The following is a 14,103-nucleotide window of genomic DNA, read 5'->3' as shown; positions in this document are numbered from 1 at the left end:
GCAGCGATATGTATATTGGCTTACCGCAATGGCACCACAACGCCTGGACACAGGTGGGTTTGCGTGATCTGGCGGATTACGCGCGGTACTTCAATTGTGTCGAAGGCAACACGACTTTTTACGCCCTGCCCAAACAGGATGTGGTGATGCGCTGGCGCGACATGACGCCGGAGACCTTTCGTTTTTGTTTCAAATTCCCTTCCGCCATCAGCCATAAAGCCGCGCTGTCGAACTGTCAGGAAGAGGTCGATATGTTTTACCGCACACTCGCACCGCTCGGTGAACGTATCGGGCAACTGTGGCTGCAACTTCCGGCCACGTTTGCCCCGGTGCACCTCGACCGTTTATGGCAATTTCTGGATGCCCTGCCCGCCGGTTTTGATTACGGCGTGGAAGTGCGTCACGGGGAATTCTTCAATAAAGGTGACGCCGAACGGGCGCTGAATCAGGGATTACATCAGCGCGGCATTAACCGTGCCATTCTCGACAGCCGCCCGGTTCACAGTTCAAAATCGGTGACAGAAGCGGTACGTGAAGCGAAGCGGAAAAAACCTGTCCTGCCAGTGCATGCGCTGGCGACCGCCTCGCGGCCCATTGTACGGTTTATCGGCGGGGACAGCCTGGACGCCAACCGCCCGCTGTTTGGCCAGTGGATCACTAAGCTCAGCGACTGGCAATCTCAGGGGCTGTCGCCTTACCTGTTTATTCATACGCCTGATTGTTCCGATGCGCCTCAGCAGGCACGCAGCCTGTGGCAGGATCTGCGCCAGCGTCTGCCTTCCGTTCAGCCCGCGCCAGACTGGCCGGAACAGGATGCGCTGTTCTGAGAATTTTCGTGTTTTTCTGACGACAGTGTTGCCCCGTCCCGTTATCATAGTGGCGCTGCGGAACCGCCGTATTGTTCCGCCGGGAAACAGGGATTAACCAAGGAAGTCACCATGATTAGCGCGTTATATGTCGTGCTTGCCGCCATACTTTTAATCAAACTCTCTTTCGATGTTGTTCGTCTGCGGATGCAATACCGCATTGCCACCGGCGACGGCGGCTCCTATGAATTACAAACCGCCATCCGCGTTCACGGCAACGCCGTTGAATATCTGCCGATCGGCTGTTTATTACTGCTGTATATGGAAATGAACGGAGCGGCCATCTGGACCGTGCACGCCTGCGGTTTATTACTGATCCTTGGACGTTTATTCCATTATTACGGATTGAAAAACCGGGAGTTCGCCTGGCGCCGCAATGGCATGGCAGCCACGTATATTTCGCTGGTGCTGATGGTGGTGGTCAATATTATCTATCTGCCGTGGTCTCAATTTCTGAATTTTGACTGATCGCTGCCCCTTTCCCCCACCGTTCTGATGCCCTTTTGACGTAACTCCCGGGCGCGCAGGTATCTGCCTGCGCCAGTATCTGCTAAAATCTGCCCTCAACTTTTTACCCACAATCTTTTTGGCCTGACTCACCGCTATGGCAAACCACGATACGCTGTTTTCTGCACCGATAGATAAACTTGGCGACTGGACGTTCGATGAACGTGTCGCTGAAGTCTTCCCCGACATGATCCAACGCTCTGTTCCGGGGTATTCCAACATCATTTCGATGATTGGCATGCTCGCCGAGCGTTTCGTACAACCCGACTCCAATGTCTATGATCTGGGTTGTTCGCTGGGTGCTGCCACGCTGTCAATGCGTCGCAACATTAAGGTGCCGGGCTGCGAAATTATTGCTGTCGATAACTCCCCCGCCATGGTGGAACGTTGCCGTCGCCACATTGATGCTTTCCGCGCGGACACACCGGTAAACGTCATCGAAGCGGATATTCTGGATATCGAGCTGAAAAACGCCTCGATGGTGGTGCTCAACTTTACCCTGCAATTCCTCGAACCCGCTGACCGTCAGCGTTTGCTGAATCAGGTGTATCAGGGCATGCGTCCAGGCGCGGCGCTGGTGCTTTCCGAAAAATTCAGCTTTGAAGACAAAGATGTCGGCGAGTTGCTGTTCAATATGCATCACGATTTCAAACGGGCGAACGGTTACAGCGAACTTGAAATCAGCCAGAAACGCAGCATGCTGGAAAACGTCATGCTGACCGATTCCGTTGAAACCCATAAAGCCCGCCTCCGTCAGGCTGGTTTCCAGCACACGGAAGTCTGGTTCCAGTGCTTTAACTTCGGCTCACTGATTGCGCTGAAAGCCGGAGACGCACAATGATTGATTTTGGTGATTTTTATCGCGTTATCGCCAAAGGGCCGTTAAGTCCCTGGCTCAATACCCTGCCTTCACAGCTGACCGCATGGCAGAAAGAATCCCTGCACGGCAAGTTCAAATTGTGGTTTAACTCCGTCGATCGCCTGCCGTTGTTGCAGCCGGAGCGTCTGGATTTGCTGCACAGCGTCAGCGCGAATATGGAAGTGCCTTTGCCAGCCGGTCAGCGCGAAGGGATTGAAAATCTGCTGCGCAACATGATGCCGTGGCGCAAAGGGCCGTTTTCGCTGTACGACGTGGAAATCAATACCGAATGGCGTTCAGACTGGAAATGGGATCGCGTTCTTCCGCACATTTCCTCGCTGGCGGGGCGCACCATTTTAGATGTCGGCTGCGGCAGCGGTTACCATATGTGGCGCATGATTGGCGCAGGCGCACATCTGGCGGTCGGTATCGACCCGATGCAGCTTTTCCTGTGTCAGTTCGAGGCCGTACGTAAATTACTGGGCGGCGATCAGCGTGCGCATTTACTGCCGCTGGGCATCGAGCAACTGCCTGAACTGAATGCGTTTGATACCGTTTTCTCCATGGGCGTGCTGTATCATCGTCGTTCGCCCCTGGATCATCTTCTGCAGCTGAAAAATCAGCTGGTCAGCGAAGGCGAACTGGTGCTGGAAACCTTAGTCATCGAAGGCGACAGTGAACAGGTGCTGGTGCCGGGGGATCGATACGCGCAGATGGGCAATATTTACTTCATCCCTTCCGCCGCCGCACTGAAAAACTGGCTGATCAAATGTGGGTTTGTTGATGTGCGTATTGCGGACGTCAGCGTCACTACGCTGGAAGAGCAACGTCGCACCGACTGGATGACCAGCGAATCACTGGCGGAATTCCTCGACCCGAACGATCCGGGCAAAACCATCGAAGGCTATCCGGCACCACGCCGTGCCTTGCTGATTGCACGCAAGCCATAACCTGCCTTTTTGCCGCCGGAGATTTTTCTGGCGGCATGTGCCCTGTCAATCATCCTCACACTTTATCCGTATATTCTCTCACGCTGCGCTGTACATCCTGCGTTAAAAAGGTCTAACCTTTCAGAAAGCTATCGGGGTTTTCTGGCGGAGATCGTCGTTGACGTTACGGGAGGATGTATGAAGTTCCCTAAAGGCAGCATCGTGAAACACAGATCCGGTGAAATCAAAGGTACTGTCATGAATACTTTTGAATCACAAGCGGACAACGTGTCGTATTACGTTTCCTGGGAAGATGGCAGCAGCAGCCTGCATCAGGAGAACGAATTACACTGGGCAAATATCGACGTCGCCATCAGAATTAAAAATTTCTACGAGAAGTAGCCTCCTGCGCCCTATCACAAGCCTTTGTAAATCTTCCTCTCTGTATGCTTAATCAATGGATTGATTCATATCATTTCGTGTATAAACTCGGCAAAACCTATTCACCAGTACGCGAATATTTCGTGGGGAAACCAATGCGCAGAAGGATCCGATTCCTGTTTGACCGGGCCGTGATTGTTTTAGGCCTTTTTGTGATGTGCCTGGTCGTGAAAGCAGGAATGTTTGGCGTGGCATTGCTCACCTGGGGCTGAGCGCATAAAAAAAGCCCCGCCAATGTGACGGATGACGCGGCGGACTGGATAATTTTTTACTCTTTAAAATCAACGCCATGGCAATTATGCTGTATATTTATACTGTATATTATTGTCGATTATACAAACGTTTTAGGCTATTTTATTCTCCTCGGCACCCCCTACAGCACCCCCTGAGGCAGTTTGACATGGCCTATTACAGTATTGAGAAGAGAGTCACCGCTTCAGGTGAATTGCGTTATCGCTGCACTGTCGGCGTCAAAGAAGATGGTGTTTATCTTCATCGTGAGAGGAAAACGTTCCCCAAGCAAAGTTTAGCCAAAGCATGGGGGATCAATCGTGTCGCTGACATTGAGCAGAACGGATTGCCACTTACTGCCAGACCTTCAGAAAAAATACTGACACTGGGTGAATTGATTCAAAAGTACATGGATCATCCCCATGTAAAGTTTGGGCGGTCAAAAAGAGAAACACTAAACCTGGTCCTAAGGTCTTATATTTCGTCCATCCCCTTAAACGAGCTAACTACAGCTTCGTATATTGATCATGCAGTTATGAGGCGTAAAACCGTACAGCCTTCTACTGCGGCGCATGATATCAATTATATTGGTAAGGCACTTAGTTCCGCCAAGCCACTTTTCAATATTTCCGTCGATTATGATGCTTTTGTGACCGCAAGAGAAACCATGCGCCAGATGGGGATCATCGGTGCGGGGAACACTCGAAGCCGCCGGCCCACCAGTATTGAGCTGGATATGATCATTGAACGATTGAAGGAAAAAACGCTGACATCCTATTCTGGCGCCCCCTTTGCCGACATTCTAATGTTCTCCGTACTTTCTTGTATGAGAATAGGCGAAGTTACACGCATTCAATGGTCTGATGTCGATAAGAAGAATAGAGCTGTTCTGGTTCGTGACAGGAAAGACCCACGGAAAAAAGAAGGCAATCACATGGTTGTTCCTCTCCTCGGCCAAGCTTGGGAAATACTGGAAAGACAGCCAGAGAACAGCGATTGCGTGTTTCCATATAAGGAGCGTTCTCTAACTCAAACGTTTCGGCAGGTTACTAAAGAACTGGGAGTAGAAGACCTTCATTACCATGACCTTCGCCGAGAAGGTGCAAGCCGATTATTTGAGGCTGGGTTTAGCCTGGAAGAGGTTGCACAGGTTACTGGGCACAAGTCGTTGGATATTCTGTGGAAGGTGTATAGAGAAATCTACCCTCAGTCGCTCCATGATAAATTTGCATCACTTGAACTGAAGTCATCGGTTGATCAGTTGAAAATTTAATTATACTGTACATGCAACCAGTATAGTTAAATGAGGTGTTTTCATGTTTGTTGAGCTAATTTACGACAAAAGAAATATGGCCGGTGTGCCGAACGCCAACGCACTGATCCTGGCTGAACTTACCAAGCGCGTACATGGCACCTTCCATGATGCTGACGTGAAAGTTAAGCCAATGGTGACGCTAAGCAGTATCAACACGGACGCCAGCAAAGCGCAGAAAGCAATTCTGTCCGGAATAGTGGAAGAGATGTTTGATGATGCGAATGAATGGCTGGGAATCGAATGAGGGGGTTTTATGCACGTTGAATTGCTGATCGATAAAACCAAGCAACTGCCCGCCGGCGCGGTCGAGGCTTTCAAAGTTGAGTTTGAGCAAAGGCTGGAAAGAAATTACCCGGGCGCTACGTTCAGCGTTCGCCGAGCTGGCAGTGATGGGATGTCGGTGATGGGCGGGACGACTCATGATAAAGAAGTGATTGATGTGATGCTGCAGGATACGTGGGAAAGCGCGGACGATTGGTATCAGCCTTAACACCATACTTCAAACCACTGAGTAAAACCCCAGCATTTGTGAAGCAAAGAATCCGATCTATCATGTGGTTATGCCAATGAAATTAAATAATGGATATGTTCACATATTCTAGAAATTGCATAGCCGTTAGATAACAACAAGGATCATCTTTGCAGCATGGATAATGAAGTAATGAAGGTGAAAGAGTTCATCAGGCGGATTCCTGAAGGGTCTACCCGTCCTTTTCTGTGCAAATGTGAAGATGAGCAACTTTATGTAATTAAAGGTAGGCCAAGTCTCCCACCAAAGCAGTTAATGGCAGAATGGATTGCGGGGTGCTTAGCTAAAGCGATGGGGTTATCTATCCCTGACTTCGAGATAGTAGAAATAGAGTCTGCATTAGTTGAATTTGTACCAGAACTCAAAGGTGAGTTGCAGCCAGGTTACGCATTTGCCACGAAATTTATACCAGGTGCTGGCTCTATTACATTTGGTCAGGCCCATTCTAAAGTTGAAATTCCGGCGCAAAAAAGAATTTATCTATTTGATAGATGGGTTAAAAATGCAGATAGAACGCTTTCTCCTCTGGGTGGAAATGTAAACATAATCTTTGATTTTTATAACAATAGGCACTACCTCATTGATCATAACCTCGCCTTCGCCCATGATGAAGCTGATGACGATTTTGAGATGCATGTTTACGGCGCAAGACATAGAAATTGGCTGTTTGACATTGTTGACCAACAAGAATGTGAAGATGAACTTGCTGCAGCCAGAAGCGCATTACAGAACTCTTTAGCGAAAATACCTGAAGAGTGGTGCCTGGAACAACCTGAAGATAATGCCGAGTTTATTGCTTTCATCGAAGATACGCTTGATAAAGCAAATAGTGTTGATTTTTGGAGCAAAATAACATGAACACTCCATGCCTCTACAGCATTGTGAGATATGCACCTTATGCGGAGACTGAGGAATTCGCAAACATCGGTGTAGTCATGTGCTCGCCAAAAAAACGAACATTCCATTTTATGCTGACCCAGAGCAACGATGCTAGGATCAGCGCTTTCTTTAGAGACGACACTATTTTCCCTTTAGCAAAAGATGCTGTTGCTAGAGAGCTTCGTTTTGCTCAGGAGCAAAGTCACCATTTCCAGACCGACGAACAGCTAGCCAATTTCTTCAACTACTTGACCATGAGAAGGGAATCAATTTTTCATTTCAGCTCTACGCGAGTTGTAATGGCGAACGATCCTGAAAAAGAGTTATTAAGAATTTATAATCAATTTGTGAATCACTCTGACTTCAGCAAGGAACGTAGAGAAGAAATCTTAGCCAAGGAGCTTCGTCGTCGGCTTAACACCTATGCTGAGCTAAGGGACTCTTTTAGGAAGGAAACTTTCGGGGGAGAGCTCACTCGTTTTACTATGCCATTTGTCGCGAAATCAGAAGAAGAAGTTCTCTGCGCTATCAAACCGCTGGCCTTTGTTCAGAGCCAGCCAGGTAAAATGATGGAGCACTGTGATTCTTGGGTTTCACGCGTGACCAGAGCTGCTGCAGAGAATATCCTTTCTCTAAAAAATGTGCTGTTCACTATCGACGGACATACAGCCCCTAACTCAATCGAGTCTAAGGCGATGGATGAAATTAGAAAAACCTTTGATAGACACCACATTGCTCACTTTAAGCATGATGATGAAAAATCGATCATTGAATTTGCTAAAGCCTCCCTTTAATTTTGCTTAACCCGGCCACCGAGCCGGGTTTTTTGTGCCTACCCCAAATCCGTATCAATGACTCACCAATGGAGTGCAAATGAAATATCGTTGGTTGTTCCTGATTGCGCTTTTCTTCTTCGCTGGGAAATATAACGATTACATTGTCTCAAAAGCTGCTAAACAGATCGTTATAGTTAGAAACTCATGCTTCATAAGTTCAGGCTGCCAGAAGATGTAAATTATGAGTCGGCAATCTATCAATTTTCCTCACACCGACTACGCTTAGTTCAGCTGACAAAAGAGCAGCAAGCCTGCCAAGGCATAAAGTATTCCTATCCTTGAATAGCCCACCTAGCCGGTGGGTTCTTTTTGACCAAAAGATAGCTTTTATACTGTCTTAAACTAAAATTAACATTGGATGGAGTGACTACCTTCCAGTACTAAGTAATGTTGATAACTTTGATATTAGCCCGCTGTCCGAGCGGGCTTTTTTTTATTGGTAAAACATCCCAGAGTTTCTTTAATTACGAAACCTTTTTTCTTAAGCTAAATTCATTAAAACCACTAATATCTCTTCGGGAGCATAGCTCTCGTTCCGAAACTAAATTTGGTGATGTTCACTGGCCCTCTTGCGAGGGCTTTTTTATGACATTGAGATCAGATATTCGATGGCGTGCTTGAACCTATCTTTATGATGCAGATGAACCACTTTTTGCTGTTTCTGCTCCAGCTGCGTAATGATTGTTTCTACACTCACTATCTTACCTTGCTCAAGGACAACAGCGACCGCATCACCGATCTCCTGACGTATTAACAAATGTTCTTCATCTGTAAGCATAAGCACCTCAAAGTTTTTTATGAGCCTAGCATAAGAAAATCAGGATAGGGATTTTTGAGGCGAGTCAGGTTTATCACCGGTATAGAAAGTTATGAGGTCTGTTCCGTCTCCGTCTGCAATAACTTTTGTTCCAACGCTTCTATTCTGGCGTGCTGCTCCTTACAGGCTTCAATCAGGAACGGGATTATCGCAGAGTAGTTAGCGGTGAGAACATCCTTGATCGGGTTTCCATACACATCAAAACCATCGCCGATATCAGAAACAGCACTTGGGATGACTTTCAGCAAGTCTTCGGCAAGGACCCCAGTATCCTCTACAAATTCCGGCAAATCATTCAATGCATTTATTTTCTTCTGATAGGAATATCCAGTCAGGCCATTAATTACGTCCATTACATTGGTTAATTTAGTTTTATCTTTTTTAATTCTTCCGTCTGATGTTGAGTTCCAGTTAGTCCCATTAGCTGTTCCATTCGTCTGGAAGGTATAGGTGGAAGACGCACACACAATAGTGCTCGCTCCTGAATTGAGGAGGTTAAAGGAATTTGGCCCTAGATAATTGCTCCAGGCTAAATCTCTGGTTGATGAAGAACCTTTTCCCAAATACCAGTGCAAAGTCCCGTCGTAAAGTTTTCCACGAATAAACGCAGGTAGATTATCTGCTATAGGAAAAAGATTAATACATTCACCATAGTTGTTCGAGAAACTGCCCTGATTCGCTGTGACAATGGTTGCGGTGATACCTGCAAATGTGCTCGTCCCAGAGAACACGGGGCTGGCTGTCGGCGCTGCGCCCAATGCTGTTCTTGCTGCATCTTTTGTGTTTGCACCCGTCCCACCCTGACTAATTGCGACTGCCCCTGATGTTAGGTCTGCTTTCCCAGCAAGCGAGTTCGTAATGCTGCTCCATGCCGGGCCGGTATAAGTTGAGCCATCGGGGAGTGTTACGGTAACTGTTCCAGTACCGCTGAAAACCTGCTGCCAGTTCGCCTTGTCCAGATTCAACCCGCGAATAGCCTTTGCCACGTCAGCGGCCACCTGCGCGGTAATACCAACTAAAGTTGCATTCGGTACAGCATTCCAAGCGTTTCCTGTCGCTGTAGGTCCGTTGTATGGCGTGATTAACGTTAATGATGTTGCAGATGCTATTGCTTTCACCCCAAGCGTATAGGTCACTCCACCGACAATAACGACGATAAAGTCGTTTGCTTTTAAGTCAGTGGTAAAGGCGGTACCAGTACCCGTCACGGTTGCGGAGTTGTTGGTTAATGAGATAGTTCCTGCCGACATGTTTTGCTCCAGGCATAAAAAAACCCGCCGAAGCGGGTTTATGTGAATTTGTGGGGTTATTTATCGCACGTTGTACTGATGAAATTCGCCTTGCTTACCCAGCGCCAGCCGAACGGATCACCAGCCTTATACTGGGTCTGACTGCCAACCTGCCGAACGCTATAAATCTGCACAGTGGCTTCCTGTCCTCCGATAAGGGCAGTACCAGAACAAACAGATTCCTGCTTTTCAAGCACACCGGCACAGCCGGATGCCAGCAAAACAATGGTCAGCACCATCAAAATATTCTTCATGTTTTCGTCCCTTTTAACGTAGATAAAAGGACAGTAGCAATGAATATTACGGCGGGATAATTGGTTAAACAGATCAATTATTTAAGATTGATCGTTTTTAACGATCGTTTATGTTACTGATTGATTAATAACGGGAAACGTCTATTGCAAATATTTGGTCTCTTGAATTTGAATACCCAACATTATGTAATTCTTCACCAGGCGCATCCCGGGTCCCTGCGCGCAGCCTCGTAGATGACCCGTTATAATACGCAGAGGTATCAATGGGAGAAGTCCAAGGCCGTGGCTGAGTGGTGCCTAAAACCCCCACCACAATACCCATCACGCGCGGCAGAACCGCCCACTTTCCTGCAACGGTCTTATCAACGAGATAGCCAATGTCCGTGGTTGACCCAATCGTTCCGTACCCAACCGGCGGGTTCATCACCTTTGTTTCATTGGTTAAAATGCACTGCCCGGCAGCGTTCCATATAGCAACGCCCCATTTCGGTAAAGGCTGCGGGATGACGTATCCAAAAATATAAATTGTCACCGTGCCCGGACTTCCGCCGACACCTGATACTGAGTAATTTAGGGTATAAGTCGAACCAACCTTTCTGATATAGAAAAGCGTATTTGCCACCGTGGCGTGGCAGGCAATAATAAACGGCGAAGATGAGTTCACCGGCAAATTGTAGGATCCCCCCGTCGACGGTGTTAAAACAATCTTCTGCACAAGACACATCGGCGTTGTGTCCGGTGTAATCCACGGATTTCCGTATTGATCAGTAAATAGTGCGCCCCAGGTTGCCATTATACTTTCACCAAATAAATGATTAACCAGCACTCATCAGCGGTATATGTCCCGGCTGAATAGTCTCCATTCGCATCGCTGATTGTTATCGTGCCACCAGTGCCAGTAACTTTTCGGCGTGATCCAGAATATGCATCACCAGTAATCGGTGACTGAATTGCGGCAACTTTAAATCCTGTCGGCACGCTGTGAGAATACGTGCCGGAAACCTGCCCGGCACTCAAATACACGGTGGCCACAACCAACACCGGCACTATACCGGTGTTGTTCGGGTTCCCGTTTGCATCCCACGTCTGAATACCCCAGTTAGCCATTACCAGACCCCCGTAATTAAGCCAACCTGAACGCGAAGAACACCGTTTTCATCTTTCACGCTGTCCGTTACGTTTGTAGATTTCTTGCCACCATTGCCGGAAGTCCCCATATTGATAAATGTGCCTCCTTTATCAAGCCTCCAGCCTGTAACGCCTGCCACATAGTTATTCGACTGGATGTAATCGCCGATCATCGCATTGGTGATCCATCCATTGCCGATAAAGCCCTGAGAGATGAAGACCTGGCCGTTTTGTACCGTGAAAGGAGAGTAAATGTTATTGCCACTCCCACTGGCGATAACAAATTTATCTGCGTTGATGGCAACACGGGTATCAACGGTTGAGCCATTTATAGTGACTGCAACGGAGAGCCCTGCGTCATAATTAACACCACCATATTTCAAACCGGTTTTCAGCGTGTAAATAGCTGAGCCGCCTGAGGCATCCGCGTATGCTGTAAACTTTTCCTGAAGCGCCGCTTCCGTTTCGGCAAACTGAGCCACCACATCCGTTTCTAACTGAGCCACAGAACTTTCGGCATCAGCCGCGACTTTTTGTGCCTGAATGATCCCCGCTTTATTGTCGCCATACTGAGCCCATTGCTGATTCACCGTATCGTAAGTTGCCATCACGTTTTGCAAAATGGCTTCAGGGCTGGTTTGTAATGGCGCCAAAAGCGCCTTTCCATCTTCTGAATTCATGAAGTCTTCAATGATATCGCCGAGGATGTCATCGGCGTCGGCATTACTCGCTCCTTCAATAAAACCAGTCCAGTCACCGGTATTTCCGATTCGGTCAACAAGGCGTGCCCGGTACCAGCGTCTCACACCTGCCGGCATTGGCCCGTGCTGGTAGCTCACCCCCGGATACGGAACGTAAGCGAGGAACTGCGGGTTAAGTCCGTCCGCTGTTGTGGTTACCTCGAGTTCGGTGTAAGCCGTATCACCAGATCCAGCCGGGAAACCCCAGGTGATATCAATATTCCACACGACATTGTTGGTTGCCAAAAGATTGGTTGGTGTTCCCGGCTTGCCTATCTTGCCGTTCAATGTAGTCGAATCAGCGTATCCCCACGGAGAGGACACATCGACGGCGTTGATCGCCCGGACGCGCACGTCGTACACGCCCGCATAAATTCCCTGAACGGTAAAACCCTGCGCACTGGTCTTGCCAATATTTACCCAGTCGCCGTTGTCTTTGCGCCACTGCGCGGTGTAATTGATCGCCCCTTCCACTTTGTCCCAAGACGCCCGCAGCGACGCAACGGTAAGCCCCTGCGCGATATGGTCAACTTCTGTGACCACGATATTGGCAGGTGCTTTCATGACGTTGGTTGGCGTCACGGTGATCGGCGCAGAGTCGACTTTTACGCCGTCATCGATATACCGGTATTTATTTGGGTCGTGCTGAACACCGGCAACCGTAAAGGTGCCGTCATCATTCGACGCGATGGACGTGATCCGGAAATACTGAATCGCTAAGTTATCGCTGTCGATGGCCCATACAGCGCCAGCGACCGGCGTCATCCGGTATGCTGTTGCCACCGTGAACGTTTTCTTATCGGTGCTCACGGCGCTGATTGTCCGGGTCTGCGCTGTACCATCCGGTAAATTCACCACAAGACGATCGCCGATCCCATAGTCAGCTGTACGATCAAGCGTGACATTTCTGCCATTCACCGCACTGATGCGGCCACCGTTGGCTTTCCCGGCTCTGAACGGATCGGCAATCCCGATAATCTCAGCGGGCATCGGAATGTAACCATCAAGACCGACGCCGAATGAGACCGTACCGTCTTTCGCATTTGACAGGATCACCCAGCGACCGCGACGGTGTGCCTCACTCTGAGAGGTGCAACCAATTGCCGTCAGCTGAGTTTCATTCCAGTTATAACGCTCTACCAGTTCTGGCTCGTAAACACTTTCAATGGTGTCGGAAAAGTGATTACCCGGATCAGACCAACTGACCTGACAGGATGAAAACCGGTTTTTATAGGAACCACCAGCGTAGGTGAACAGGCCGTCGACTACGTTAGAGCTGTGGTATGTGAAATCAACATCATCCTGTGGCACATCAGCGCGCACAAATATCTGGTCGTTTCCCCAGAACGTGATCCCACGGAAGATTGCGGCAAGATCTCGCAAAACGGTATAAGCGTCCTGCTGGCTCTGAATGAAAACGTTACAGGTAAAGCGTGGTTCGGTGCCGCCGGCGCCATCGGACACTGCCGCGTCGCAATATTGCGCGATGCTGTAAAGCTCCCATTTGTCGATCATGGTTGCGTCTACGCGGTTGCCCATGCCGTAAATTTCATCCAGCACCAGGTCGTAAAAAATCCACGCTGGATTATTGCTGTAGGCAATTTTGAAATCACCTGCCCACGTCCCGCTGTAAGTTCTGGTTACCGGATCATAGGTGGTGGGCACCCGGATCAGCTTTCCCTTTGGCTTGCACGTTGTTTTCGGCACGCTTCCGTTGAACTGGCTGGAATCCAGTTCGATATAGAGCAGTGCAGTATTCGGATAGCGCAGCTTGCTGTCGATCACCTCAGCAAATGAAAATACTTTGAAGGCATTGATGAGTTTGGTCGAAGTCGAATCGGCGGTGATGCGCCGGACACGTATCGTCCAGCCAGTAGTGGCGGAGGGGAGATCAATACGGTGATCTCGCTGATACTCCGATGTGGTTTTCCCATCGAATTTGCCGTTTACCACTGTCTTGTAGGCGGCGCCATCAGTAGAAAGGTCAATTGCATACTGGGTGACGGTACCCACCATGTCACCGTTATCTTTGTACTGATACTGAATAGGCAGGCTCAGCTTGATACGGATGGCATCGAGCGTCAGGTTTGAAAACTGACGTGTCCACGGCGAGGCTTCTTTGACTTCAATGCCTACGGAAGATTCGTTGTCAATTTCCGGCATGCCCTGCAGATAGGTCTGATCCTGCGTTCCTTTGCGGTAATCCCATTTTACACCGGTGAAGTTATACGTGCCGTCGTCGTTAGCCAGCTGGGTATCGTTAAGGAAAATTTGCTGAGCAACCAGATCACCCTGAATCTCACCCTCTGAAAGGGCGATAACCATTTTTAGTTTTGCTTCCGAGAGCAGATCGTCGGCCTGTTCGACTGGTGTATGGGCACTGCCCCCGCCACCTTTTGCACCCTGGATAATGGTATCACCTTCAAGAAGTCGCATATTTCACCCATTAAAAAACCCGCCGAAGCGGGTTAGTTGGAAATTGT

At 48.7% G+C, this 14,103-nt stretch carries 16 protein-coding genes; 10 read left to right on the top strand and 6 right to left on the bottom strand.

The features are described from left to right. Window positions 1-8: 8 nt before the first annotated feature. From J9880_RS16440 to J9880_RS16395, 10 genes are all read left to right on the top strand, one after another. Entirely contained in the window at window positions 9-827 is an 819-nt protein-coding gene (locus J9880_RS16440) for a DUF72 domain-containing protein (RefSeq protein ID WP_095922387.1), read from the top strand. Between the two features lie 111 nt (window positions 828-938). Beyond that, window positions 939-1,334 (top strand): MAPEG family protein, encoded by a 396-nt coding sequence (locus J9880_RS16435; protein WP_095922388.1) that lies wholly within the window; start codon window positions 939-941, stop codon window positions 1,332-1,334. 136 nt (window positions 1,335-1,470) lie between these two features. Then, window positions 1,471-2,214 (top strand): carboxy-S-adenosyl-L-methionine synthase CmoA, encoded by a 744-nt coding sequence (cmoA, locus tag J9880_RS16430; protein WP_095922389.1) that lies wholly within the window; start codon window positions 1,471-1,473, stop codon window positions 2,212-2,214. Then, window positions 2,211-3,182, top strand: coding sequence for a tRNA 5-methoxyuridine(34)/uridine 5-oxyacetic acid(34) synthase CmoB (gene cmoB / locus J9880_RS16425; protein WP_095922390.1), 972 nt, complete (start codon window positions 2,211-2,213; stop codon window positions 3,180-3,182). Before cmoA ends, cmoB begins: the two co-directional genes overlap by 4 nt. Window positions 3,183-3,359: 177 nt before the next feature. Then, a complete protein-coding gene (locus J9880_RS16420) occupies window positions 3,360-3,563 on the top strand; it encodes a hypothetical protein (RefSeq protein WP_095922391.1) in 204 nt (67 codons plus the stop codon). A 439-nt stretch (window positions 3,564-4,002) separates the two neighbouring features. After that, window positions 4,003-5,106, top strand: a complete 1,104-nt coding sequence (locus J9880_RS16415; protein WP_232769636.1) for a site-specific integrase — start codon at window positions 4,003-4,005, stop codon at window positions 5,104-5,106. Window positions 5,107-5,149: 43 nt separating this feature from the next. Then, window positions 5,150-5,392 carry a DinI-like family protein gene (locus J9880_RS16410; RefSeq protein ID WP_232769635.1) on the top strand — a complete coding sequence of 81 codons (243 nt, stop codon included), beginning with the start codon at window positions 5,150-5,152 and terminating at the stop codon, window positions 5,390-5,392. Between the two features lie 9 nt (window positions 5,393-5,401). Further along, complete coding sequence (locus J9880_RS16405; RefSeq protein ID WP_232769634.1) at window positions 5,402-5,638, top strand: DinI-like family protein; 237 nt, start codon at window positions 5,402-5,404, stop codon at window positions 5,636-5,638. 156 nt (window positions 5,639-5,794) lie between these two features. Continuing rightward, window positions 5,795-6,535: a HipA family kinase gene (locus tag J9880_RS16400; protein ID WP_120131888.1), complete on the top strand. Its 741-nt coding sequence runs from the start codon at window positions 5,795-5,797 to the stop codon at window positions 6,533-6,535. Next, window positions 6,532-7,350 (top strand): DUF3037 domain-containing protein, encoded by an 819-nt coding sequence (locus J9880_RS16395; protein WP_120131889.1) that lies wholly within the window; start codon window positions 6,532-6,534, stop codon window positions 7,348-7,350. The genes J9880_RS16400 and J9880_RS16395 overlap by 4 nt, the downstream gene beginning before the upstream one ends. 625 nt (window positions 7,351-7,975) lie before the next feature. Here the strand turns inward: J9880_RS16395 and J9880_RS16390 are convergent. The 6 genes from J9880_RS16390 to J9880_RS16365 form a co-directional block, all read right to left on the bottom strand. Further along, on the bottom strand, window positions 7,976-8,170 hold the full coding sequence (locus J9880_RS16390) for a hypothetical protein (protein WP_232769633.1): 195 nt from the start codon (window positions 8,168-8,170) through the stop codon (window positions 7,976-7,978). A gap of 89 nt (window positions 8,171-8,259) precedes the next feature. After that, window positions 8,260-9,459 carry a tail fiber domain-containing protein gene (locus J9880_RS16385; protein WP_232769632.1) on the bottom strand — a complete coding sequence of 400 codons (1,200 nt, stop codon included), beginning with the start codon at window positions 9,457-9,459 and terminating at the stop codon, window positions 8,260-8,262. 56 nt (window positions 9,460-9,515) lie between these two features. Continuing rightward, window positions 9,516-9,752: a phage exclusion lipoprotein Cor gene (gene cor / locus J9880_RS16380; protein WP_119822349.1), complete on the bottom strand. Its 237-nt coding sequence runs from the start codon at window positions 9,750-9,752 to the stop codon at window positions 9,516-9,518. A gap of 124 nt (window positions 9,753-9,876) precedes the next feature. After that, entirely contained in the window at window positions 9,877-10,545 is a 669-nt protein-coding gene (locus tag J9880_RS16375; RefSeq protein ID WP_133822258.1) for a hypothetical protein, read from the bottom strand. Then, window positions 10,545-10,859, bottom strand: a complete 315-nt coding sequence (locus J9880_RS16370) for a hypothetical protein (protein WP_133822257.1) — start codon at window positions 10,857-10,859, stop codon at window positions 10,545-10,547. The genes J9880_RS16375 and J9880_RS16370 overlap by 1 nt, the downstream gene beginning before the upstream one ends. Further along, window positions 10,859-14,056: a host specificity protein J gene (locus J9880_RS16365; RefSeq protein WP_232769631.1), complete on the bottom strand. Its 3,198-nt coding sequence runs from the start codon at window positions 14,054-14,056 to the stop codon at window positions 10,859-10,861. Before J9880_RS16365 ends, J9880_RS16370 begins: the two co-directional genes overlap by 1 nt. Window positions 14,057-14,103: the final 47 nt, after the last annotated feature.

The sequence above is a fragment of the Rahnella victoriana genome (genome assembly GCF_021276285.1).
Classification (GTDB): Bacteria; Pseudomonadota; Gammaproteobacteria; order Enterobacterales; family Enterobacteriaceae; genus Rahnella; species Rahnella victoriana.
This window is presented reverse-complemented; position numbering and strand designations above follow the sequence as displayed.

Coding starts and splice junctions, on each gene's coding strand:
- J9880_RS16440 (WP_095922387.1), top strand. CDS start 9: ATGTATATTGGCTTACCGCAATGGCACCACAACGCCTGGACACAGGTG.
- J9880_RS16435 (WP_095922388.1), top strand. CDS start 939: ATGATTAGCGCGTTATATGTCGTGCTTGCCGCCATACTTTTAATCAAA.
- cmoA (WP_095922389.1), top strand. CDS start 1,471: ATGGCAAACCACGATACGCTGTTTTCTGCACCGATAGATAAACTTGGC.
- cmoB (WP_095922390.1), top strand. CDS start 2,211: ATGATTGATTTTGGTGATTTTTATCGCGTTATCGCCAAAGGGCCGTTA.
- J9880_RS16420 (WP_095922391.1), top strand. CDS start 3,360: ATGAAGTTCCCTAAAGGCAGCATCGTGAAACACAGATCCGGTGAAATC.
- J9880_RS16415 (WP_232769636.1), top strand. CDS start 4,003: ATGGCCTATTACAGTATTGAGAAGAGAGTCACCGCTTCAGGTGAATTG.
- J9880_RS16410 (WP_232769635.1), top strand. CDS start 5,150: ATGTTTGTTGAGCTAATTTACGACAAAAGAAATATGGCCGGTGTGCCG.
- J9880_RS16405 (WP_232769634.1), top strand. CDS start 5,402: ATGCACGTTGAATTGCTGATCGATAAAACCAAGCAACTGCCCGCCGGC.
- J9880_RS16400 (WP_120131888.1), top strand. CDS start 5,795: ATGGATAATGAAGTAATGAAGGTGAAAGAGTTCATCAGGCGGATTCCT.
- J9880_RS16395 (WP_120131889.1), top strand. CDS start 6,532: ATGAACACTCCATGCCTCTACAGCATTGTGAGATATGCACCTTATGCG.
- J9880_RS16390 (WP_232769633.1), bottom strand. CDS start 8,170: ATGCTTACAGATGAAGAACATTTGTTAATACGTCAGGAGATCGGTGAT.
- J9880_RS16385 (WP_232769632.1), bottom strand. CDS start 9,459: ATGTCGGCAGGAACTATCTCATTAACCAACAACTCCGCAACCGTGACG.
- cor (WP_119822349.1), bottom strand. CDS start 9,752: ATGAAGAATATTTTGATGGTGCTGACCATTGTTTTGCTGGCATCCGGC.
- J9880_RS16375 (WP_133822258.1), bottom strand. CDS start 10,545: ATGGCAACCTGGGGCGCACTATTTACTGATCAATACGGAAATCCGTGG.
- J9880_RS16370 (WP_133822257.1), bottom strand. CDS start 10,859: ATGGCTAACTGGGGTATTCAGACGTGGGATGCAAACGGGAACCCGAAC.
- J9880_RS16365 (WP_232769631.1), bottom strand. CDS start 14,056: ATGCGACTTCTTGAAGGTGATACCATTATCCAGGGTGCAAAAGGTGGC.